Below are 24,141 nucleotides of genomic sequence, written 5' to 3' on the forward strand. Positions count from 1 at the left end.
ATCCAGTGTAATCTAACATGGGTTTATATAACTTAACTTTGAAAGTCTCAAAAACACAGCACTTTCAAACAACAATAAGGAACTAAAACACTACCAAACTCAAAAACATCTCAAAATCATTTTTCACCCCCAATGATCCTGCGCCCGAAATGGGTCAAAGCTGGGTCAAAAATCCCATCCATTCTCTCATATCTCAAATCTCCCTCAATCTAACCTAGCGGATGCAACGGCACGTTGCCTAACGAGTCCAGCGTCACGCTGGCGACACGTTGCCTAAAAATCTAACTCGGGATAATGATCGGCGCGACGGTGGCCTGCAACAATATCTTCCAATAGCGACCTAAATGTTGGACGGCTTTTTAATTTCATATACCAATCTTTGGTGGCGGGATATTTATCCCAGGGCACATCGCCAAAATAATCCAACGTGGATAAATGTGCTGCCGCCGTTAAATCTGCAACGGTTAGGTTACGCCCTGCTAGCCAGCTTTTTTGCTCAACAATCCAGGCAATGTAATCTAAATGCATTTGGATATTTTGTAAGCCTTCGCGAATTATGTCTGTGGATGGAAACCCATTTTTTAACAATCGTTTTTCCACACGTTCACCGTACACTTTTTGGCTAACTTCGTGATAAAACTTTCCATCAAACCAATGAACTAAACGACGAATTTCTGCACGCTCTTGCAAGGTGCGTCCAGTTAGTCCCTTATGTTGTGGGTATGCTTCATCTAAATATTCTAAGATGGCATAATCACCAACCACAACAGCTTTATTATCTTCTTCTAATACGGGAACAAATCCCCCTGGATTTAAACGCAAAAATTCATCGTTTTCTTCCCAATATCGAACGGTTCTTAATTCAACTTCTAATGCTTTTTCAGCCATCACCAACCGGATCTTGCGTGAAAATGGGCACAATGGATAATGATGTAATATCCGCATTAGTACCTTACTCCTAATATATCTTGCAACCAGGCAACGCCATGGTATACAAACCAGCCAATCGGATTAATGCGCCAACCAAATTGTTCGCTGATTGATGGCAATGCCAATAATCCCAATAAAACGACCATGCCAACGCGCTCTAACTTCATAAACTTTTTATCGAATGGAGGGGGCAATAAAGCAGATAACACCCGCCCTCCATCCATCGGCAATAAGGGAAACATGTTAAACACGGCTAATACTAAGTTTATTTGAACTGAATACGCCAACGCGGCAACCATATATGCGGGTTCGGGGTAAATAAATACATAAACACTCCACGATAACATCGCTAATAAAATATTCATGAATGGTCCAGCTGCTGCAACCAATATCAAATTTGATCGATAATGAAAAAACTGATTTGGGTTGATGGGAACTGGCTTTGCATAACCAAACATAAAGGGAGACTTCAGCAACAACAATGCGGCAGGCATGATAATCGTCCCAAATAAATCCACATGTTTAAAGGGATTCAGCGTCATACGCCCCATTCGCTTAGCCGTAGTATCCCCACACACATACGCCATAATCCCATGGGCAGCCTCATGGAACGTAATGGCAATTATTAACGGAATGGCAACGATTAATACTTCAGTAAGGGTCATCGATTCACTTTCTGGATAATGCCATCAAAGTTTTTATCTTTTAAAAATTTTACTGTTTGTTTTGCTTTCGACAAACTTGTAAACGCACCAATTGTTACAACATAAAATATGCCGGAATCGCTCTCTATTTTTTTTACTAAACGACCGACTCCATTCAATGCCGTTCCCAATGCATCAACGACGCGCTGCAATTCTCGGTCTGCGGTTTCTTGTTTTCTAAACGATGCAATACGAATAGCATATACACCCTCGCTTAAGCCTTTTACAGCTTTGGGTTTCTCTGTCGCTTTTTTCTGAACAGCAACGGGGGATTCCACAACAGACTTTTCTTCCTCTACCACGGGCTCTTGTTTTTTTTCAGAAATAAACTGCTCATTCACGGCAGGTTCTGGCATTTTTACGCCAACACTTTCTGTAACTTTTCGCAATGAATTCGGCTCGTCCAAGCCCTTCTTTGCCTCAGGCTTTGTGGTCTCTGGAAACTCATTGGTCTCTAAGGGCTTTTCTTCAGGCTTAGCAACCGTCGCGCTGGCTTCTTGATCTTCAGACTGATGTTGCCCCAGGCGTTTATATACTTCTTTGTCTTGGTTCTCAACGCCTTGATTTGTGGATTCATCTGGTGCTTCTTTATAAGGAACCCCTTCAGATTTTATAACCATCACTCCATTTTGAACATCACCCTGTTTTGATGAGGGAGCTTTAAACACAAACCACAATCCAATGATGATGATAATAGCAACGGCAATCATAATAATGACTCCTAAAGGGTTTTGGAAAATCCACCACCACTTTTCGTCTTCACCATAAGACTCGCGATCTTCAAAGAACATCTCATCTTTAAGATTTGGCTTTTTATAATTCCGCGGACCTAGATTATCGTAATCCATTTATCGCATCTCCTTTAATGGCTCTACTCCAAATAAGTTTAATCCACTGGCGATTATCGTTGCAACTGCTTTCAACAGTGCCAACCGCGCTAGCGTCACTTTCGTATCATCGACAATAAATCGCAAGGTTGTATCTTCTTTTCCTTGGTTCCACAACGCATGAAACGCACCAGCAAGTTCATATAAATATCCACCGATACGGTGTGGTTCACGATGAATCACAGCACCTTCAATACAACGCGGCCAGCTTGCTAACACTTGAATCAATCCAATTTCGTCATCTGAATTTAAACACGTAAAGTCTGCATTCTGTAATTGAACTTCATCAATCTGCCCTATCTGAGCTTCCGCCTGACGCAAGACTGAATACACGCGGGCATGGGCATACTGCACATAAAACACGGGGTTGTCTTTTGATTGTTCCTTAACCTTATCGAAATCAAAATCTAACATTGCATCGTTGCGGCGCATCAACATTACAAAGCGAATAACATCTTTACCGACAGCTTCAACAACATCACGCAAGGTTACAAATGTTCCAGATCGCTTCGACATTTTCAACGGTTCACCACCTTGCATCAAATTCACCATTTGGCAGGTTTTAATGTCTAACGTCACTGTATCATCCGACAGCGCTTTGACTGCGGCCAACATACGCTTAATATACCCCGCATGATCAGCGCCCCACACATTAATTTGATAATCAAACCCACGTTCAAACTTATCAAAATGATAGGCAATGTCTTTTGCGAAATACGTCCACTCACCGTTTGTACGCTTTAACACACGATCCACGTCGTCTCCAAATTGAGTCGACCTAAATAACAATTGAGGTTCCGCTGCCCAATCATCAACTTCAATGCCTTTGGGAACATCTAACACACCCGTATAGATCAGCCCTTTTTCTTCCAGCATATCCATCACATCTTCAACGGCACCTTCATTAACGATTGCCGTTTCAGAGGTAAACACGTCATGCTGAATGCCGATCAGATCCAGGTCATCACGGATCAAATCCATCATCGCATCAATGGCATAGGTTTCAAAGAATGGTAAATACTCTTCTTCCGTCTGATCTTTAAATGCATCACCATAGTTCTTGGCGATCGATTCACCCACTGCCTTTAAATAATCGCCCGGATATAATCCAGAAGGAATTTCACCAATGTCTTGACCCAATGCTTCTAAATATCTTAAATAAGCAGACCGTGCTAATGTTTCAGCTTGAGCCCCACCATCATTGATGTAATATTCACGGGTAACGTCATACCCACCTTTTTCCATCAATGCAGCCATAGCATCACCCACGATCGCCACGCGACCATGCCCCGCGTGCATCGGTCCTGTTGGGTTTACAGAAACATACTCCACATTCATCGCATGCCCTTGACCAATGTCACTGGAACCATAGGCCTCTTTTTCTTTCAGAATCGTGCTTAAATGCGCATACCAGAAACTTGGATGTAATCGCATATTGATAAATCCAGCGCCTGCAATGTCTGCAGTTCGAACTTCATCAAACTCTTGAATATGGGTTAAGAATAATTCAGCAAGCACTCTTGGCGGCTGACCTACCGCTTTGGCTAACACCATCGCAACGTTCGTTGACATTTCCCCATGATCTCGGGATTTGGGTGGCTCAACTGTAATAGCATCCACTTTTAAATCAGCTGGTAAACCACCGTTGGATTGAAGCTGAGTAATAACAGCAAGTATCTTCTGTTTAATTAAAGTATAACAATTCATGAAATTAGGCCTAATATTGTGTTTGCCTTATTAAGTACCAAACTTCTGACAAAATAGAAATAAAAAAAGCGGAGCCGAAGCCCCGCTTTTTAAAGTTACAGTAATTATTATTGACTTACAGCTAAACCTGTACCAACGATAATGTTCTTTTGGCTATAACCAGCATCTTTTGCACCTTCAGTCGTGTTGCTTTCATCAAGCATTGCGAAAGTACCTTCTAAGAACCAACGGAATCCTTCACGAATGTTCAAATCAACCGCTCCAGAAAATGCAAGTGTTTGATCTTGGTTTGCAAAGTCATTAGCTGCATCAGATGTATTTTTTCCATTCTTCCAGCCCCACATAATGCCAGCAGACACACGTGGTTTCCAAGCTGTTGAATCAAATTGGTAACCCAATGCACCATGCAATACTTTACCAGCATTTTTATCCTTGTTAACCTCTGCAAATCCAGTGCTACGGTTATCTAACCAACCTAGACCAATATCAAATGTCTTCCAAGAGAAAATACCGCCCAAGCGATACGTAAAGCTTGTTGCTGCCTTAGCTCCAGCAGCAGTCGATCCATCGCTTGCACCGTATACACCACCTGCTGATGCACGAACACGAATATCACCAAATGAGTTATCATAGTTTAAACCTAATGACACTGTGTTATTAATCACACCAGGCGCCAAAACTTTTGTACCATCGCCATAAGTTCCTAAACGACCATTGTATGCACTGCTTGGCTGCCAGTTAGCAACCGCTTGAATTCCAGCCATGCGAACAGTACGAACTTCAAGTTTGTTTGTAAACCAAGTATCGTTAGCATGCGTTAAATCCATAACCCAACGCTCTTTTCTAATCACGCCATCAGCATCTTTTGAATTCTTTAACAAGTTGCTCCAGTAACCATTATACCCACAAGTTCCGCCCATTACATCAGCGCCATCAACCAATGAATACATTGCATCACGTTGAGATCCAATACGAACTTCAATCATGTTACCAAAACGTCCGAACACATATGTATCGCGGAAAAGACCTTTAATATCTGCAGATGCTGCGTTAGCATCTAATTTTACTACAGCACCAAATGCAACCACTGAACAACCACCTTCAGTTTTGAAAGTCATTTTTGCATCAGAAAGTGCTACGAGTTGACGTCTTAAAATATCATCCTTATCAATTCCGTCTGTAGTCTCACTACCATCTTTATTTGGAACTGTGTGCATAACGTTTGCCCACCAACCAGCAGCAAAATCAGCATTGATTACAAATTTACCATAAGCTGCTTTTTCAGGAGCAACGGCAGTAGATGCCTCTACAGCTGCACCTGCTAATAATAATCCTGCGAACACTGAACTTAAAATTAATTTCTTCATTATTTTCTCCGTTTGTTAAAAACTATGCTCAAGGCACTTTTCATAAATAATATTATCGCACTTTTTTGATATGCTCAGTTTTTTTAAAAAATTTTGGTAAAAGTTTTCAGGTGTGTTACCGTTACGCAACACTTTTTGAATCTATTGCTTCATGGGTTAACAATGTCTGTTTGATATTTAGTCCCCAACGATACCCACCAAATGAGGCTAATCCAAGAACTCTATGACAGGGAATGATCAATGTTAGCGGGTTTTTTCCACATGCTGTTCCAGCAGCTCTTACAGCAGCTGGACGCTGAACAGCTTCAGCTAATTTAGTATATGTAAGTGTCTGACCTTTTGAAATCTCATTGATAGATTTCCACACTTTCATTTGAAACTCAGTTCCAGACAGCGCCATCGGTAACGGCAACTGATCACAATCAGAGTCTTCATACCTCGCACATATTTCTTTAGCTAAGGTTTCAGAATCCCGACTTGGATTTAACGGCATTACTTCTTTGGGAAGATCGTTTGGTGAAAAAAATCCTGAAAAAATCAGCTTCGTATCATAAACAACACTGAATTCAAAACCTTGAAATTGAGTCGTACTTATTTTAACCATACTAATCTCGATAATGTTTTAGATACACTTTGTATACCGCCCACACGCACACTGCAATCGGCGCACCAACAAACAAGCCATACCTCTGAATGCGATGCATATTTTCCAAAATCACCTCAAAGGTTCCACCGAAAAAATATCCAATCCACGCAATCACGATCGCCCAAATTAATGCCGCTGGAAAGTTTAAAACCGTAAATCGCTTCGGGCTTAACTGACTGGCTCCAATGATCAAAGGGCTTGCAATACGTATACCATACACAAATCTAAAGGTCATAATAAAAAGGTTTTTATACGCATGTAACAACCTAAATACCTTTTCCGATTTCTTTTTCAATTTTGGAAATCGCTCTAATAACCGCGGACCATAATATCGCCCGATAAAGAAACACCCCTGATCAGCAATCAAAGTTCCTAAAAACGCAAACACAATTACCCAGCTTAAATCCAAAACCCCCATGTATGCAAAATACCCAGCCGTCATTAGGATCAACTCACCCTCGATGGTTGACCCTAAAAAAACAGCAAAATACCCATACTTTTGAATAAATGATTCCATCGTCATTACGCCTGCGGTGTTGGCTCAATATCTCCACTCACTGGAGGTAACGTTTCATCAACCTTTGGTTTTGTCCGACGCTTCTTGGGTAGTTCTTCATTTTGACGAATGACCTTCCCCTCAATTACATCCGCAATTTCGGCGCCTGTAAGCGTTTCATACTGTAACAAAGCTTCAGCTAATCTGTGCAATACATCCACGTTTTTCGTTAGAATATCTTTAGCTTTTGCCAGCCCTTCAGATACAATCTCACGAACTTTGTGGTCAATCATCTCATATGTTTTTTGAGACACCTTTGCAGATTCATATCCTTGACCATTCAAATTATAATGAACAGTACCAAGCTCTTCGGTCAAACCAAACTCTGTCACCATTGCTTGAGCAATCCGAGTCGCCCCACGAATATCACTTGATGCTCCAGATGTTACTTTGTCTTTTCCAAAGATCAATTCTTCGGCAACTCGCCCCCCCATAAAAATAGCGATCTCTGATTTCATTTGAATATAACTTCTCGAAATCTGATCTTTCTCTGGCAATTGTTGCACCATACCTAATGCACGCCCACGAGGAAGAATTGTTGCTTTATGAATAGGATGAGCACTATCTTTTAAGATATAGGCCACCAACGCATGTCCACCTTCATGATATGCTGTCAAGCGACGCTCGTCCTCAGACATAATCTTGTTCTTACGTTCAGGCCCCATCAAAATCTTATCGCGAGCTTCATCAAACTCCACACTTGTCACAGCTTTTTTATTATGACGAGCCGCCAATAATGCAGACTCATTGACTAGATTTTGTAAATCGGCTCCTGAAAATCCAGGAGTACCGCGAGCCACCACATTCAAATCCACATCTGCGGCCAATGGTACGCGTTTCGCATGTACATTTAGAATTGCTTCACGACCTTTTAGATCAGCTAAATCTACATTCACCTGACGATCAAAACGACCGGGACGCAGCAATGCTGGATCCAACACATCTGAACGGTTTGTTGCCGCAATAATAATGACGGTATCATTTTCTTCAAACCCGTCCATCTCAACCAACAGCTGGTTCAAAGTCTGTTCACGCTCATCATTGCCTCCACCGTAACCCGCTCCACGATGGCGGCCCACAGCATCGATTTCATCAATAAAGATAATACACGGTGCACTTTTACGTCCTTGTTCAAACATATCACGAACACGACTTGCACCAACGCCCACAAACATTTCTACGAAATCAGATCCAGAAATACTAAAGAATGGAGCATTCGCCTCACCCGCAACAGCACGCGCCAATAACGTTTTACCCGTACCGGGAGGCCCCACCAACAACACGCCACGGGGAATCTTTCCTCCAAGCTTTTGATACTTTGCTGGGTTTTTCAAAAACTGAACAACCTCTTCCAATTCTTCTTTTGCTTCTTCTACACCAGCAACATCAGCAAAGGTTACCTTTTTAGAATTTGAACTTAGCTTTGCCTTCGACTTACCAAACCCCATTGCTTTATTGTTACCGCCTTGCATCTGACGCAATGCAAAAATCCAAATAGCAATTAAGATAATCATCGGCAGTGTATGAGCCAAGAACGACCAAATATTCCAACCATCATCCATAGGCTGTTCTTTAAACGGAACCTTAGCCTTTTGCAAACGATCAATAATATTTTGATCGCGCAAGCTGTATGACTTAAAGACAGATCCATCTTCTAAAATACCAATAATGGTCGCACCTTTAATAGTGACTTGACGAATTTGGTTGCTATCAATGCGTTGTAAAAACTCAGAATATGAAAGCTCTTGTTGAGCTTTTTGCCCACCACCATCACTAAACAAATTTAATACAATCAGCAGCGCCGCAACAATAACGACCCACATTACAAAATTTTTACTTAATTGTTTCACGATTATTTCCTTATCCAGGTATTTTAGTTAGTCTATACGGAACTTACTTACAAAGTATTTACAGACTTCAAGACAATCTCATTTTCTCAAAATACCATAACGATTCTTATGAAACAATAATCATCTGGTTCTTTTTATAAGTTCACTTGGCTTGAGGCAAATTATAGCCAAACACGGATAAAGCGGGCATACAACATTGAAAGGTCACCTTACTTTGCAAACAATGTCTACTGCCCATCAACCCGCACCCATCTCTTTTGCAAAAACTTCTCTACGATTTTCTCATTCTATGCATGGCGCATGCTTGCTTCTGGCAACGTGCCGTTGCATCCGTTAGGTTAGATCCGATTCGAACAGACACGGATTTCAAAAATACAACATTGCAACAGTTCAGAAATCTCATTTCTTACAAGGTGTCTCAAAATACGTCCAATCTAATTTATCGGATCCAACCGCAGGTTGGCATGTTGCGAATTAATAAAGGTTAATGTTTTTTTAAAATTTGATTTTCAGCGCACCCCCCGCCCTAATCACCACAACTGTTGAAAGTGATTTGAAAAAGAATGTTTTTGACAGCAAATCAATAGAACAGGTGAAATCATTGATAAAACAATTAATTGTGTCAATGATACAGAGATGTATGAATTAAGCAATAGATATGCGACTAATTTACACAATATAAAGCTTTTTATAATATTCATAGCTTGGTGTTTAAGTGGGTGATTTTAATATCGTTAAACACTTCTTCGAGTCACTTTCAACAGTTGTGCCCTAATCACCCTCAGTGATCTTCGGGTGGGGGGGATAAAACCCACTCCCTAAATCGATCCACTCCGACTTCCAACCGTCACATCCTTCACAATCGCTAATGCTGCTCCTGCATTTCCTGTTAACAAAAAAGACCCAAGATGTAAGCCTGGGTCTTTGGTGAGAATTAATTGAGCTTATCGATTGGTATAATACCCATCGGGTTTTAGCATATCTAAGAATTCTTCAAAGCTGTTGGCTAAAAACACTAAACCGCCCTCAATATCAGAATATTCATGTGCCCAATAATACACTTTAGGTTGCGGATCATCTTTTCCATTTTCATAGAAAAAGAAAAATTTATCTCCATTCCCTGTGGTTCCAAAGGGGACAAAACGTTCGTCCTGCGGTTGATGTTCGGGTTTATATAAATAGGCTCCAGCAATATAACTTGATTCGGTATCATCAAATGATAAAAATGCTCCTAACGCATTAACGTCATGCCCCCCCCCCCCCCTGGCATAACCAGATTAATTCTATTATCCTTGGGAGATCCTCTGTCGTAATCTTTTACAAGCTCATATAATGGATATGGAAACTTTACGCCGATAACTTGCTCAGCTTTTTCAAAACTCTCTTTCCTAAGTGGATTGGGATAATTATCTTCCATAACTACGTTTTTGTATCTCATATTTATCTTCCTTTTATTAATGGATCGCGTGGCCATATTGAATTTCCACCAGAATGTCGGACTGTGTTATGAATCCAATCCGGAATTAACTCCATACGTCCAGTTTCTTGATGATGATGCTATGTAAAACCTTCGATTTAGTTTACTTTTCTATAAAATAATAGGTTTATTTTTTTCTCTTGCAAGCCGAAGTATTTCTTTAGAATCTATTCTTTTTTCTAAAGCAAAAATAACCTCCGCTATACCTGTTTGGTAGTTTTCTAATCTATCCCATATCAAACTTCTTTCTTTTTCAGAAGTTTGAACACCATTGTATAAAGATTCTATCAAACTAATTGCTTCATTATCGTTAATAATCTTGTTCATTTCTTTACTCTCTTGTAATGGTACCCTTTTTCAAGAACTTCTTTGTGATACTTGGGAGTACTGATTAATAAGTTAGACATATCATAAACTGCGCCTCCATCATGAATGGGAGTCATATGGTGAAGTTCGTACGATTTTCTTTCTCCAAGCCATTGGCTTGGGTGTGCATCTGGAGCGTTTCCTAAACGCATAGATCTTAAATTTACCTCTTCGAAATCTCTTGCATAACTTGATTTTGACATTTCAATCCAAAAAGCTTTTTTTAAGCTATCAAAAGTTTTAAAATTTTTTCCTATTAATTTTTCAGCTACCTCTAAAGGTATTTTCGCAGCATTATTATGCGTCCCCCTCATTAATACAGGTGGGTTAGTTAGCTCAAAGCTCATTATAGCCTTTCCGGGTAGATACCGTCCACTCTCAATGTATGGTAAACTTAAAGGTCTATTACTTACGACAGCTTCTAAACAATCAACCTCGCACTTTTCTCTCACCGCAGACGTTTTAGGCACACTGGAGGCTCGGGGTTGCACAGGACGTTCAGTAGTGGGGCGTCCCCGTGTTTGTGGCGCTTCTGCTGCAGCAGGCACAGGGCGTGTCTGCGTTAACACAGGCTCATTGGTACCGAATCGCACAGGATGTCCAAGTGCTCCACCACGTTGCGTTAAGGGTGTTGATCGTATTCCCGGCCCATGGTGAACTGCGGGCACATGCCTTACGGGTACCAAATACCCAGCTGGCATCGTCGTCCGCGCAGACGGTGCCGTCATCTGCACACTCCTCGGTGCAACCTCCATCGGTTGTCTCCATTCGGCGGCGGCTGAGTTTGCCGCAGGCACCGTCCGTGCAACATGCGGAGCAGCTATAGATCTTACTGCAGCTCTAGGTTTTACTCCAACGCTCGCATTGTATCCACTACGTGGCGAAGTGTGCAACGTTAACAAAAAAGACCCAAGATGTAAGCCTGGGTCTTTAGTGAGAATTAAACGAGCTTATCAGCCAGTGTAATAGCCATCGGGTTTTAGCATATCCAAAAACTCTTCAAAGCTATTAGCTAAAAAGACTAAACCACCATCAATGTCCGAATATTCATGTGCCCAATAATATACTTTGGGTTGAGGATCATCTTTTCCATTTTCATAGAAAAAGAAAAACTTGTCTCCATTCCCTGTTTCTCCGAAAGCTACATACCGCTCATCTTGGGGTTGGTGTTCGGGTTTATATAAATAATCACTAACTATATAGCTCATAGTTCTTGGGTTAAATGATAAAAATGCACCAAACTGATTAACGTCATAATATTTTTGACCAGGCATAATTAGCTTAATCTCATTATTTTTAGGGCGCCCTCTATCATATTCTTTTATAAGGTTATAAAATATACAAGGTAGCTTAACCTTCATCAATTCTTCAGCTTTTTTAAACTGATCTATAGTTATATCTTGAGGATACCCTACAACAACAAAACTCTTATTGCTCATAATTATCTTTCTCTTATTGCGGGATTAATTGGCCATATTGAATTGCCCCCACTGTGTTTTACAGTATCGTGTACCCATCTGGGAATTAATTCCATTCGACCGGTTTCTTGATGATGGTGCCACGTAAAGCCTGGTATTTGAGTTTCACCTCTAATAATTGCATCTTTAACCATAGCCACTTCATTAGCTAATTGGCTTGCACTTAACGTTTCACCTCTAAGTGCATGGCTTTCATGAATCCAATTGGCTAAATCTCTTTCCTTAAGCGCTCCACTTTCTAAAGCCTCTTTCACTTTAAGTGTTGATGCTTTCATGTGGTCTGGACTTTTGTTATTATACCAAACCTCATAGGGTAAATGAACTTCAAACTTTCGTACAGCATCAAATGTTGCAAAACTCCTATCGCAAAGTGACGCTGCATCCCCATTAGCACAATTCGCCCCAGTGTGCATGATGGCATTGTGGAGCGAAATGCGCTGGAAGTTTACCAGACCCAATAATCGTAATATTCTTTGGGTAGGTTTAAGGCATCTAATCGCAGTCTTAATTCCTTCATAAATGTTTCCAAGCCTTGTTCGCCATTCATTTGCAATTGATACTTATTGGCACAAATAATCAAAAACGTTTCATAATCAGGGGCCACTCGCTTTATTGGAATGGACTTATCTTCATAGCATTCATGATCAATTGATAAGATTTCGCCTTCTTTATAATCACTCTTAGTCCCCGCCACAAAAAACTCATCAAATCCATCGCTACCAAAGTAAACAAGATCATGTCTTTTAGAAATGGGATACCTCCTTTCGGTAGCTCCATTCCAAAAAATCATTTCTCTAGCGAAATTATTGCTTTTTTGATTGCAAACACTTATTTCGTATCCAGCAAGATCTATTTGCTTTACATCATACTTTGTAATAAAGCTTAAATATGAATTAGGTAATGTGGGAAATGCCTCAATCATTCTATTGGTTTCGTCCGTTGATATACCAGGAGCAGAAATCATTATGTCTTCTGCTATTAAAGGTTCCTCTTTTGCGTGTTTTTTCATAAATTGAAATAAATCTTCAAGATTCAAAATCATTCTGCTACCTCTTTAATAAATTTTTCAAGATGATGGTTCATAGTATCGAATAAACCCGTCCTATGCATTGTTTTTGGAAGTGGAATAGCAATATTTCCATGATTAATATGGTGATGTTCTAATTTATCTTTTGCGTATTTAGCATGTTCTGGAAAGTATTTTAACCATGCCTCATCAACTATTGGAGCTTTCCCTTCCCGAAGTTTGATTAAATTCGTCTCACTCCAAATTTCTGGAAATACAGTATCATATTTTTCTCTAAAATGTCTCCAAAACTGTACTTTATCTCTAAGCGCGCCTGTCTTTGTGAACGTAGTAGAGCTCAATGTTTCAAAATTTGAACAATTTATCGATACGGGACCTGTTCCAGTTACTGGACATATGCGACCCGGTGTGCTTAATACTTCTATAGCTTCTTGCGTTAATCCTACCGGAGCTTTACTCACGGAAGCTCCAATTGCTTCTGCGGCAGCAGCACGGGCTTCACCTGCGGTTACAGTAGCTTCCGAAAAAGATGGCTCTACCATCTCTCTCGAACCAGATGGTCTTGGCACACTTGAAGCTCGGGGTTGCACAGGACGTTCAGTAGTGGGGCGTCCCCGTGTTTGTGGCGCTTCTGCTGCAGCAGGCACAGGGCGTGTCTGCGTTAACACAGGCTCATTGGTACCGAATCGCACAGGATGTCCAAGTGCTCCACCACGTTGCGTTAAGGGTGTTGATCGTATTCCCGGCCCATGGTGAACTGCGGGCACATGCCTTACGGGTACCAAATACCCAGCTGGCATCGTCGTCCGCGCAGACGGTGCCGTCATCTGCACACTCCTCGGTGCAACCTCCATCGGTTGTCTCCATTCGGCGGCGGCTGAGTTTGCCGCAGGCACCGTCCGTGCAACATGCGGAGCAGAGGTTGACCTTACAGCCGCCGCTCTAGGTTTTACTCCAACACTCACATTCCCAAACGCAGTGCCCGCAGCCAGTCGATCAACCCTGACATCTAATCGGCTTACCTCAGACACAACGCGACTTCCTGCGGTTCTTAAGGTGCGTCCTGTTGTAATCACAGCGCGATCTGCCAATGCTCCGACTCTTCCCCCAGTCATTAAGGGTGTCCAGGCTCCTACAACTGCCGCAATATCAGATGCAGCTTCGTGACTGCAACCCGCTGCAAGCAACGCTGCTTCTGTCCCTCGTTCCGCTCCTACCGCTAACACCGTTTCAACCGCAGTTACAATCGGGGCTCTCACACATCCTACAGCTCCTCCTGCTATGATTGCCGCGATCATCCCAACATTTTCAGCAGTTGTCTGATCCGCTCCACACGCAATTGCAACCTTCTTACCAGCGTAATTGGCACCTACTGAAAGTGCTATCGATGCTCCTGCAACCAAAGGCGCTGCAACTATCCCAGGCGCCATAGCTAGTCCGATTGCCACACCAATTAATTCTTTATGACTTATATTCGTTGCCCACTGATCTGTTATGAGTTCGCGAGCACACGCTAAGCCTTCATGTTCCATGAATGTTAACGGACGTTCTTTTGCTAGCCCTTCTAATCGCTGAATTTCCGATTCCATTTTTGCAGCAGCACTCTGCCTAAGATCCATTGGTTTCGCCGCCTCTACGATTCCATGTAATTGAGCAGGCGCAAACATCGTTGCTAAACGCTTTTTAACCTCTTCTTGTTGTCGCAAAAATTGCACCACTCCCATTGAATCCAAAGCTTCTGGATCTACCGCCGCTTTCCCACTCGCCACTGCAGGCAAGGTTCCGAGAGCTGGACCCGGCGTTGGATCTTGATCTTTCTTCCTCGATTCCGCCGCCGCTTGCCGTGCCGCTGCTTCTCGTTGTCGTTGGGCTTCTTCTAAGGCTCGCTGGGCTGCTATAGCTGCCTCATTAGCTCGACCCTTTGCAATATCTCTTTCTGCATCAGCCTTTATTCCATCAACGATCGCTTGTTGTCGCCTTGCTTTTTCTTCTGGGGTTTCGGTCAAACGTTGCTGCTGCTCCGCTTTTCTTGCATTATCTGCAGCAATTTGAGCCTCATAGCCATCCAGCCTCTTCGTCTCCTCAGGTGTTAACGACAACCCTGCATCGTGCTCAGATTTTAATCTAGAATAGTCTCGACTGTTAAGACCCTCCAATGCTTTCTTATCTGCTGGCGTCCAATCCCCCATCCGATGCTTATCGTTTAAATGCTGCATTCGAGAGATTATCACCGCTTGTTCTAATGCCTTATGCCGACCCAATTTCTTGATATCATCCGTGGACAACTCTCCTCCCACATCCAACTCTGCCTGTAAGTGTGCCACCTCCCTATGCTCTATGTCTCTTAACTCTTGTGCTTCTTCTGAGGTTAAAGAGTCTCCTTTTGCTATTAACACTTCTTTACGATCCTGCTCTCTGAGTGAGCTTAATGCAGACGCACCCCACTTAATAAATTTAGATCCCAATTGTTGTGCCTGCATTCCAATGCCGCTGTTAATTTTTCCTTCAAGTGCTCCCGACGCTAGTTGAACCCAAATTGACTCTTCTTTCGTTAACCCATTTTGATGAGCGCACACCGCAGCCTCTATTAACCGTTGTGCTAACTTCGTTAATGGATGCCCTTTTGCAGACTCTCCGTGTATGCCTAAAGATTCAGTTGCTTTTAATATTGCAGACAATGCTTTTTCAGCGTTAAGTTCCCCCACCACAGTCTCTATGGTATAGGGGTGAGTACTCTTAAATAAGCCGGAACCTTGAAGGCACTCGATCCATTTAGAGACCTTTTCCTTGGATAAACCAGATACATCCATCGCTATTTTTTCCAATGCATGAAGCTCAGAAGCTTTTCTTATAATCAATTGTTTCAATTCTTTAGTATAGTTTTTTAAGAAATCAAGTGTTGATGCTAAATTGTAAGCAGTCGTCGCTCCGTATGTCACCATTTCCAAGAAAGAAAGTAACTCAGATCGTCGGGCACCTTGTAATGTGCTTAAGATATTGGAAATGCTCGCTAAACATGTTGTACTGTTGTTTTTTATCCAGCTATCCATGTGCTCGCGTATGTTTGCTTGGAACTTATACCTACCCTCTGTCCCACTATTGAAGACTAATAATTGATTTAAGGCTGCTTTAAAGTCCTCCTCTTCAAATAATGGACAAATATATTCCATTGCTTTTTCTTGCATCTCTTTTTGAAAACTAGCTATTGCTTTAGATCTTAAGTATTCAAGCCCTTCACTCAGCACAATATTAAGTGCTGCACTTTTCACAGCACTAACGATTAGATCTGCGGCCGTAGCTTGGGTTACTTCTTTTGCTGCTAGTTTTACACCTTCTTTTGTGATTTCCTTTGTCGCTTCTTTCGTGGCTTCCTTAACCGCCTGTTGGCTGGCAGTCGTTCCCGCCGTTAATTTTGACCACGCAGACCCAGCTACCATCATTAAAGCCGAAAACCCTTTGTTTAACCAATAACTACCCCAATCAATTGCTGTGCCCATCCATCCAGATTTCATACCTTGCCATAAGTCTTGTATCCCGTCAGAAAGCAGACTGAACCCTATAGATCCACCAATACCAGTTGCTGTTAAAAGCCCTCCGACTATAGCTTGACCAATTCCCAAAACAACCATTCCTGCAATATCGTACCATTCGGGCTTCGGCATTGTTTCTTGCAAGGCGTACATTGCAGGCACACCATTTGTTTTTATTGCAGACTCATCTTCAGGTAAGACGCCCATCTTTTCAAATTCAAAAGGTACAAATGAGCCGACCGTAATTATATTGCCGGATTTACACGTATCAATAGCGCTAATATTAGTTTCAATATTTTGTGTTAATTGTCCCTCGTAACACAGTCGACCAATAATTTGTTTTTCAAGGACTGTACCCGCTTGAGGTTGCGTCCACATACTAATCAGCCTCCATGAAGATGCGGGATCTGCTAAATACTCCTTAGCTTTTTCTAACATCAAGCGAACTCTTTCCTTACTACTCTGTTTTAGTACTAATTTCCGCGCATGAGCGTAATATGCAATATAAAGCGCATCGGGGACATGTGTAAGCGCTATTTCTAACATCTCTCCCCACTCAGTCCATTTTAGCTTATCAACTACCTGCATTAGATCTTTCATAGAAATTGCAAGCCCTCTTGGCTCTGCAAACAACTTTTTTATAGTGACAATAAACTCTTCCAATACTTTTTCTTGAAAGTCTTTTTCATGGTCGAAATAGGTTTGATAATAGCCCCTTTGTGCGTTCTGATATTCTGCCTCCAAGAAGTTATGTTCATCGCGTGTTAGTACGGGGATATTCATAGTATCATCAAAGACACTTATCACTGGTTTAGCAGCCTTCATTAGTATTTCATATGAACTGCGATCTTGAGGAAGCACTCGAACATATCGTTTTAATAGATGGCGCGGGGATTGATTCGGCACACGTTGCGCCTTTAATTGACGGTAGTGCGGAATTAAATCAAATATAGACGGAAGAACAGCGGCTTTGACGTCTGTTTTAGGATCCGTTACAACAGACATAAAATGATTTGCCTTCCGTGCCAATTTATAAACGGTCTGATCCTTGGGCAATTTGAACTCAGGATCTGATGCTTTTAATACCTTGTACTCGCCCTTATCATAAAAGTGATACGTATAATCACAAGAATTTCTTTCTTTTGACCACATGTGTTCATGGGTAACAATTGCAATTATACAGTTATGCTTCTTTGCAAAGGCTTGTATATCTTCATTATCTCTCCAAACCCCATTATCATCTTTTTTATGTAAATCTGTTCTTAGATCGTAAAATAAAAACTCTTTCGAAGCCCACTCATGGTTCGTCAGTTTAAATTGATGTGCCATTGCCCTAAAGAAGCAATTACCGTCATCTAATACGTCCGAAACGACCCATTCATTTCCTAAGTTTATCTCATCAAATGCATTAGCACCTCCGGTGAGTTCACCCAATACGATAGGATTGTATTGAGGATTACCGTATGCCTTAATTTCTCCTTCTTGAGGTATACTCAACCACTACCAGCTGAAGCTGGTAGGTTGTAATTACAGACTGGAAGTCTCTGACTACTCTAAAGAGATATTAGAAAGGTTATTTGACTGGAAAGAGTCCGTATGATTGTTGATGTAGGCATTAATGATGTCATCAGTAACATTGCCGCTCGTTGAACTAAAGAACCCTCGCCCCCAGAAGTGTCTTCCCCAATATTCTTTCTTGATATTAGGAAACTCCTGCTGAATCTTTCTTGACGATCGTCCCTTTGCTATTTTTACAAATTCACTGACCGATACGTGGGGAGGTATTTCTACAAAAATATGCACATGATCTGCTGACAACACGCCATTGCAAACCTTAACACCCAGTTCATCAGCAACCTGTGCGATCACCTCACGCACTCGTAATCTTAATTCACCACTTAGAACTCGTTTACGATACTTGGTGATCCATACTAAGTGATATCTATGGTAAAATACGGTGTGGCTGGTTTTGCTATAATCTGTCATATGATACCCGTCGCGTTTCTCAAGCGCTAGCGCTTGAAGACTAAGCTAGGGTATCATATTTACTCCTTTTTTTCAATACCTCGCCTCTTTTCCTTTACCAAGGACTGAAGTCTTTTTCGCCTGGAAGGCGAAGGTTTTAACCATAAAGGGGACTATAAAAACTCGTTTAGAAAGAATATGTGAAAAAGCTTCAAACAATTCCGGAGAAGCATCATTATATAAAGGTATTAGTTTTTGGAATTCATCCAAGTTATGTTTTGCTTTATGATGCCATACATATTCTATTAAACGTTCTTGCGCTTCAAATTCTGTCAACTCAAAACCATCAACTAATAATTCAATGATATGATTAGGACGATTGTGTTTAATCTCCTCTGACATATAAAAACTTAATTCGTCTATGCGATCTCTCAATTTATGTGTTTGATGAACATAGATACTTTCGGCATAGCTATGCATTAATAGATGTTGTTGCGCCCATAAATCGCTGACTTGATTAAACTTACCTTGTTCTAGAATTTTTGATGAAGACTCCAACTCCATTAAAAAGGCCGGAATTGGACGTGGAGCAGTTGCAATTTCCACAGAAGTTGACGTTCTTAGCTGCAGTATCATAGATTTTATTCTTTGAAAGATTTGATCTTGCATCAAGGCTTCTGGATTATTATATGTTTGTATATCAGAAAGCTTTTTCTGCTGAACTAACACCCGATGTTTGTTTCGAATATCACTAATATCATAAGGACTGTGATATTCGGATTTCTTATCAATATACGCATCGTTCAAATCTGCTGCACAGATTAATAACTGTGCCGTTCCTTTCTTTCCTTGACGCGCGGTACGCCCAAAGTTTTAGGCTTCAACACGTTCGTTTAAAGGCAAAAAAGTCGTACACACATGAAGACCCCCACAGGCATCCACTTCGATGGCAAGTTCAAGATCAGTCCCTCTTCCTGCTAAGTTTGTTGCAAAGACAACATGCCCGCCTAACAAAGGTTTTGGTAGTTCCTGTGTTAAATCATTTCGGAAATAACAATGAATATTTTGACTTGGAAAAATTGGAATGTGCTTCTGAAATTCATTTTTAACTTTTTCTAAGTTTTCTTTTGTTTCAAACAAGACCAACACACTACGACCACTCGAGGTCTCATCTACAATAGATTGAATAATTGCATCACTCCAACCCCCCCGATTATCCAACACTTTATGTTCGTATTCTTTAAGCTGCTTGGGTCTATAGGACGGTATTGAAACAAAATCTACATCGTAAACACTTCTCATAAATGACTGTGTAACTTCATTTCCCAGTGTTCCAGTCAACCCAGAAATATTGCCCCCATAGCGTTTAACGTAACTTAATGGGGAAATAAAAGATCCGACAAAGTTTTCAGCGGTTAAATAACTTTCTGCTTTTAATTGTAAAAACTGATGCCCTCCGTCACTAAACACCTGATTGGTATGTACGACCCCTGTGTTTTGATAGTCTATGGGGCAAATTGCTCCGTTATCTGCTACAACGTGATCTTTATCTTGACGATGATAAAAATTTGCTCTAAGCACACTTTCAATCCAAAGTGGTACTTGATAGCGTGCAAGCTTCCTTAAATGTTGAGGGATTTTTAAGGTTTGATCACTTTCGCCTCCAAGTTCATACTCCAGATAAACAAAGGTTTCTTCTCGAATTGTTTCGATATTTTTTCCTTCTTTAAGCGCATCTTCTACTCTTTTCGATACAACGGCAAGTAAAGGCAACATGCTTTCCATCCCTGACATGGGCTTGGATAGTTGCGTATAAACATCAATTTGATCTACCAGTGAGCTATCAGCCTCATCTATAAACAAAACATCGAAGGCTCTTTTGCCTCGTCGTTCTTTTCCTTCAAATTCTTCTAAAAGGACATGGGCGCTAAATGAGTGTATAGTCCCATACACAACATCTGCCAAATATGCTTTTTGAAGAGCGACTTCATCGTCTGCCACAGCATCAGCGCACGTTACATCTAAAAGATCATAGATACCCTTTTGTTCCTTTGCATCACGGCTGCTTAATACTTCAGAACTGGACGCTATATCTACCTTATCACCCCATAGCGCCCGAACACTCGCAATCATAGCCGTTGTAATTGACTTACCTTCTCCTGTTGCGATTTGTAAAAGTCTTCCCTTTTTATCAACGGTATTTAAAGAACCAAGAGCGGAAATTATTTGCGTTGCACGCGGGATATATCCTTTTTTATTTGCTAATTCTACAGCACGCATAACAACTGCTAAAATTGGCACTATTTTATTTTCTCTGCCCACTCGGGTAGATATGGCTTTTATCCCACCACTCCATTTTTTTACTTGTTCTTTAGTCCACTCTGATACGGGCAGGTCACTTCCATCTAATGATTTTCCGAATTGATCTAATACATCATAAAGTTGTGTTTTTATTAAATCGCGCAGTTCAAGTGAGCTCTTGGTATTTAAATTATTAAAGGCTTGAACCACTTCGGTAACACTTAAATCGGTTACATCCTTTTTAAAAATAACGGAGTGTATATATGCATCAAGAATACCTTGCCAATTAGTTTCAAGCATCCCATCTAAGCTCAAAATTCCTTCAATAGAAGTGGCCGCTATTCCATAATTGCATATCTTTCGAACGCTTCTACTAAAGAGTGTGCCTAATTCGACATCATCAAGCTTTCTTTTTGCGTCAGCAAATACTTGCGGGGTCCAACCTAACTTAACCAGTTGAGATTCATCCCATTCTACTGGACTAAGTTTTGCTATCTCCTCATGTTCTACAATTGCTTCAGGCGTTAGTTGATCGTGAGCTAGATAAGGCTGACTCATTAGCGCACTTCTTGTAATATAAGCAGGTGACAAATCGTCTGATTGAACATTTGTTACTGCAAATAATGGGTGTACTGTATCCTGCTCTTCTGAAGTATCATCAGCTTCAAATTCAACCTCCGTACACTCCCTCTCAGCAGGGTCATATATAGTCGCAGCATAATAGCCATCTCTGGTTGACAAAGCGACTTCTGTTGTACCTTGTGCTTCTACCGCGTTTCGTTCTTCTTCCTCACGCTTCCGTCTTTCTTCTGTTTCTCTAAGCTTTTGAGCGTTTTCTTCCACCTCTTTTGCTAAGCGTTCTTTTTCTACTAGTGCCTCAGCTTTTTGTGCTAAAAGAGCTTCTTCTACTTTTAATTCTTTAATCGCATCCCCATAAAATGCATTGAATTTTGCAAATCTCGGATCATTGCAATCTTTAATGCCTCGACGATAAGCTTCTTGACAGTATCTTTGAGACTTTTCATTTGAATATAGAAATGATGGGCGTACTAGAACATCTCCATTTTTTAAAACAGAAGAAAGCTCAAAAGACGATGCCCAACAGCTACGTCCACCATAGAATTCTGCTTGAGCAAGTAAAAGTGTAGCCTCTACATCTCCTTGTGTATAAGCTTCTAATAGAAGCTCCTTTCCATAGACGTGATCGAATCGATGATATCTATTTTCTTTTTTCCCCATCAAATAACACATCCCAAGCTCTCTTAATTGTTGGGCATTCTTTCCCTGTTTTTCTACTACTCGACGTGCATTTTCAGCATCCCTTTGACGGATAGTCTCGTTGCGTTGCTCACGTGTAGCTGATTCCCATGCTTGCTGAGTGACTGAATCCATATTATTAGGACAGGTGTGATAGCTTGAATAGGCCTGTTGAAAATATTTGGCTGCTTCGCTGGAGTTCTTAAGCACTCCACCTAACCCTAGGAATAAATATCGCCCTACATGAAAGCAGGCTTCCCCTTTTTGATAGCCATATCCTCCTTGTATATCTACTGCTTTTTTAAACACCGCATACGCATGCTGTAAGTCTTTTACCTTTCCGTTCGTTCCAGCTTCATAATCTTTAGCAAGCGCTGTTAATGCTTCCGCCCCTAACCCTTTTATCTCTTCTTGCAAACGCGCAGCTTCTTGTTCAGCCTTAGCTTCTAAACGTTTTCTATCTTCTAATTGTAGATCTTTAGTTGCTACATTCCAATATTGGAGATTAACGGGAGAAGCTCTTAAATCTAGTCGATCACCACGTTTATAGGCTTCTTGCAAAACTCTATATCCTTCATGAACGTTTACACACTCACCATACAAACCCTGTAAATGTACTAAAGCAAAATTAAGAGATCCATCTAAATTACCCGCCTGATGAGCCAAGCGAAATAAGCGAACTGCATGACTATGATCCCTCTTCTGAGGCATAGGGATATCTTTATAGTAAAGTCCTAATTGATTTAACTTAACTCCATCATCCTTTGCCTCATCCATCTCCTTCATTCGTCTTCTGTGTTCGCTTAGAAGATTAATATAATTATTATAATAATCATTAAATTTTGAGGTGTTAGGATGAAATGATCCAGGATAGCCGTTTTCTAAAGCTATTCTAATATTATCGCCCATATATGATATTTTTTCATCTCTAAAAGAATATTGCTCAAGCTCTGGGGCTCCTCGCAATATAGACGCTAAGTTCAACCCCCCATAAAATTCCATTTTGGCCAGCAGAATGCAGGCTTCAGCATCTCCTTTGCTCTTAGCCTCTTCAAATAATTTTGTTGCAAAAAAAGAATTTTCTTGCTGTCCATTTATACCCAAAAGCTTACTTAAACCAAGCTCTCTTAACCCGGCTGCGTTTAACCCTTTTTTTTCATCTTCTCTCTGTTTAATTAGAGCTTCTTCAAATAGCTTCTTTTGGCGAATAGCTTCTTGTCTTGCTTTCATGTTTTCTATTTCTTGTTTTGCCCAAAGAGTTGCCTTTTTACCTTCCATTAAATGCTTATGCTGTTGTAAAATTCTAGACTTAAGTTCTTGGGCAAAGTATAAAAGCATTGAAAGCTTGTGAGTCTTTTTTACTGCATCCTTAGTGGTTATGATCTCCGTTTTATATTCTGTGAATTTCGCCCTAACCCCATAATTTGAAAACAGTCCCCAACAATCATGATCTCTTTCAAGGTAATTAACTTCTATATTAGGGTTTGAATATAACTCTCGCTCCCAACTTTGTAACACTGCCACCGCATTGCTTTCTAGCCATCTTGAAGATGTCCATTTCTCTGATTTAATGGGCGTCTTTTTTTGTTTTGTTTCTGCCGGAATATCTTTTACTAAAACTCTAGGAGTAGCTCCATCTGATATTGAAAGCTCCGTGTTAATAAGTCGTTCAAGTATTTCAAGAGCAGCTTCAGGCGTGGTTGCCTTAACAACTCCCTCTATTTTCAAGACTATGTTTTCAGCATCTTTTGGAAAATCATTTTGTAATGGTCTTGAATATTGCATTATTTTAGATAATTGCTGATTTAATTCGTATTTTCTGTTTGACCAAGAAAATGCCTCAGATCCAAAGTTAACTGACAGCGCGGAAATACAAGAGGTTAATAACAAGAATTTTTTCATGATAAAACTCCTGAATTAGACAAAAAAATATTAAAAGAGGGAGATTTGTGGAGAGTTAATTGAAAACATTGCATAAGAAATCCTTTGTTTAATAACACGTTAAGTCCATCAGCTTTAAACAACAAATTTCTTATTAATTTTTTTATAATATATTTATACAGACACAGATTGTTAACAAACGCAACACAAAT

At 40.8% G+C, this 24,141-nt stretch carries 19 protein-coding genes and 1 pseudogene; all 20 read right to left on the reverse strand.

Going from position 1 to position 24,141, the window contains the following annotated elements; genetic code table 11:
• Positions 1–273 precede the first annotated feature (273 nt).
• A complete protein-coding gene (locus CPBP_RS03210) occupies positions 274–945 on the reverse strand; it encodes a glutathione S-transferase family protein (protein ID WP_350331431.1) in 672 nt (223 codons plus the stop codon).
• The gene (locus CPBP_RS03215; RefSeq protein ID WP_350331432.1) at positions 945–1,595 is read right to left on the reverse strand and encodes a site-2 protease family protein; all 651 of its coding nucleotides are present in this window, start codon (positions 1,593–1,595) and stop codon (positions 945–947) included. Before CPBP_RS03215 ends, CPBP_RS03210 begins: the two co-directional genes overlap by 1 nt.
• Entirely contained in the window at positions 1,592–2,482 is an 891-nt protein-coding gene (locus CPBP_RS03220) for an SPOR domain-containing protein (RefSeq protein ID WP_350331433.1), read from the reverse strand. Before CPBP_RS03220 ends, CPBP_RS03215 begins: the two co-directional genes overlap by 4 nt.
• Positions 2,483–4,228 carry an arginine--tRNA ligase gene (gene argS, locus CPBP_RS03225; RefSeq protein WP_350331434.1) on the reverse strand — a complete coding sequence of 582 codons (1,746 nt, stop codon included), beginning with the start codon at positions 4,226–4,228 and terminating at the stop codon, positions 2,483–2,485.
• A gap of 107 nt (positions 4,229–4,335) precedes the next feature.
• Positions 4,336–5,595 carry a hypothetical protein gene (locus CPBP_RS03230; RefSeq protein WP_350331435.1) on the reverse strand — a complete coding sequence of 420 codons (1,260 nt, stop codon included), beginning with the start codon at positions 5,593–5,595 and terminating at the stop codon, positions 4,336–4,338.
• A 121-nt stretch (positions 5,596–5,716) separates the two neighbouring features.
• Positions 5,717–6,199: a methylated-DNA--[protein]-cysteine S-methyltransferase gene (locus CPBP_RS03235; RefSeq protein ID WP_350331436.1), complete on the reverse strand. Its 483-nt coding sequence runs from the start codon at positions 6,197–6,199 to the stop codon at positions 5,717–5,719.
• Position 6,200: 1 nt separating this feature from the next.
• Positions 6,201–6,758 (reverse strand): DedA family protein, encoded by a 558-nt coding sequence (locus tag CPBP_RS03240; RefSeq protein ID WP_350331437.1) that lies wholly within the window; start codon positions 6,756–6,758, stop codon positions 6,201–6,203.
• A 5-nt stretch (positions 6,759–6,763) separates the two neighbouring features.
• Complete coding sequence (gene ftsH, locus CPBP_RS03245) at positions 6,764–8,620, reverse strand: ATP-dependent zinc metalloprotease FtsH (RefSeq protein ID WP_350332612.1); 1,857 nt, start codon at positions 8,618–8,620, stop codon at positions 6,764–6,766.
• 971 nt (positions 8,621–9,591) lie between these two features.
• The gene (locus CPBP_RS03250; RefSeq protein WP_350332613.1) at positions 9,592–9,840 is read right to left on the reverse strand and encodes an SMI1/KNR4 family protein; all 249 of its coding nucleotides are present in this window, start codon (positions 9,838–9,840) and stop codon (positions 9,592–9,594) included.
• 38 nt (positions 9,841–9,878) lie between these two features.
• The gene (locus CPBP_RS03255; RefSeq protein ID WP_350331438.1) at positions 9,879–10,085 is read right to left on the reverse strand and encodes a hypothetical protein; all 207 of its coding nucleotides are present in this window, start codon (positions 10,083–10,085) and stop codon (positions 9,879–9,881) included.
• 2 nt (positions 10,086–10,087) lie between these two features.
• Positions 10,088–10,195, reverse strand: a pseudogene (locus CPBP_RS03260) (HNH endonuclease); the annotation flags it as partial.
• Between the two features lie 40 nt (positions 10,196–10,235).
• Positions 10,236–10,451, reverse strand: coding sequence for a hypothetical protein (locus CPBP_RS03265; protein WP_350331439.1), 216 nt, complete (start codon positions 10,449–10,451; stop codon positions 10,236–10,238).
• Positions 10,448–11,392 (reverse strand): HNH endonuclease signature motif containing protein, encoded by a 945-nt coding sequence (locus tag CPBP_RS03270; protein ID WP_350331440.1) that lies wholly within the window; start codon positions 11,390–11,392, stop codon positions 10,448–10,450. Before CPBP_RS03270 ends, CPBP_RS03265 begins: the two co-directional genes overlap by 4 nt.
• Positions 11,393–11,443: 51 nt before the next feature.
• Entirely contained in the window at positions 11,444–11,929 is a 486-nt protein-coding gene (locus CPBP_RS03275; RefSeq protein WP_350331441.1) for an SMI1/KNR4 family protein, read from the reverse strand.
• Between the two features lie 2 nt (positions 11,930–11,931).
• Positions 11,932–12,381, reverse strand: a complete 450-nt coding sequence (locus CPBP_RS03280; protein WP_350331442.1) for an HNH endonuclease — start codon at positions 12,379–12,381, stop codon at positions 11,932–11,934.
• A 32-nt stretch (positions 12,382–12,413) separates the two neighbouring features.
• Positions 12,414–13,010, reverse strand: coding sequence for an SMI1/KNR4 family protein (locus tag CPBP_RS03285; protein WP_350331443.1), 597 nt, complete (start codon positions 13,008–13,010; stop codon positions 12,414–12,416).
• Positions 13,007–18,022: a hypothetical protein gene (locus CPBP_RS03290; protein WP_350331444.1), complete on the reverse strand. Its 5,016-nt coding sequence runs from the start codon at positions 18,020–18,022 to the stop codon at positions 13,007–13,009. Before CPBP_RS03290 ends, CPBP_RS03285 begins: the two co-directional genes overlap by 4 nt.
• Before the next feature lie 51 nt (positions 18,023–18,073).
• The gene (gene tnpA / locus CPBP_RS03295; protein ID WP_350331445.1) at positions 18,074–18,511 is read right to left on the reverse strand and encodes an IS200/IS605 family transposase; all 438 of its coding nucleotides are present in this window, start codon (positions 18,509–18,511) and stop codon (positions 18,074–18,076) included.
• A 72-nt stretch (positions 18,512–18,583) separates the two neighbouring features.
• The gene (locus CPBP_RS03300; RefSeq protein ID WP_350331446.1) at positions 18,584–19,297 is read right to left on the reverse strand and encodes a hypothetical protein; all 714 of its coding nucleotides are present in this window, start codon (positions 19,295–19,297) and stop codon (positions 18,584–18,586) included.
• A 66-nt stretch (positions 19,298–19,363) separates the two neighbouring features.
• On the reverse strand, positions 19,364–23,950 hold the full coding sequence (locus CPBP_RS03305; RefSeq protein ID WP_350331447.1) for a hypothetical protein: 4,587 nt from the start codon (positions 23,948–23,950) through the stop codon (positions 19,364–19,366).
• Positions 23,951–24,141 lie beyond the last annotated feature (191 nt).

This window comes from Candidatus Bodocaedibacter vickermanii (genome assembly GCF_014896945.1).
Lineage (GTDB): Bacteria > Pseudomonadota > Alphaproteobacteria > UBA6184 > UBA6184 > Bodonicaedibacter > Bodonicaedibacter vickermanii.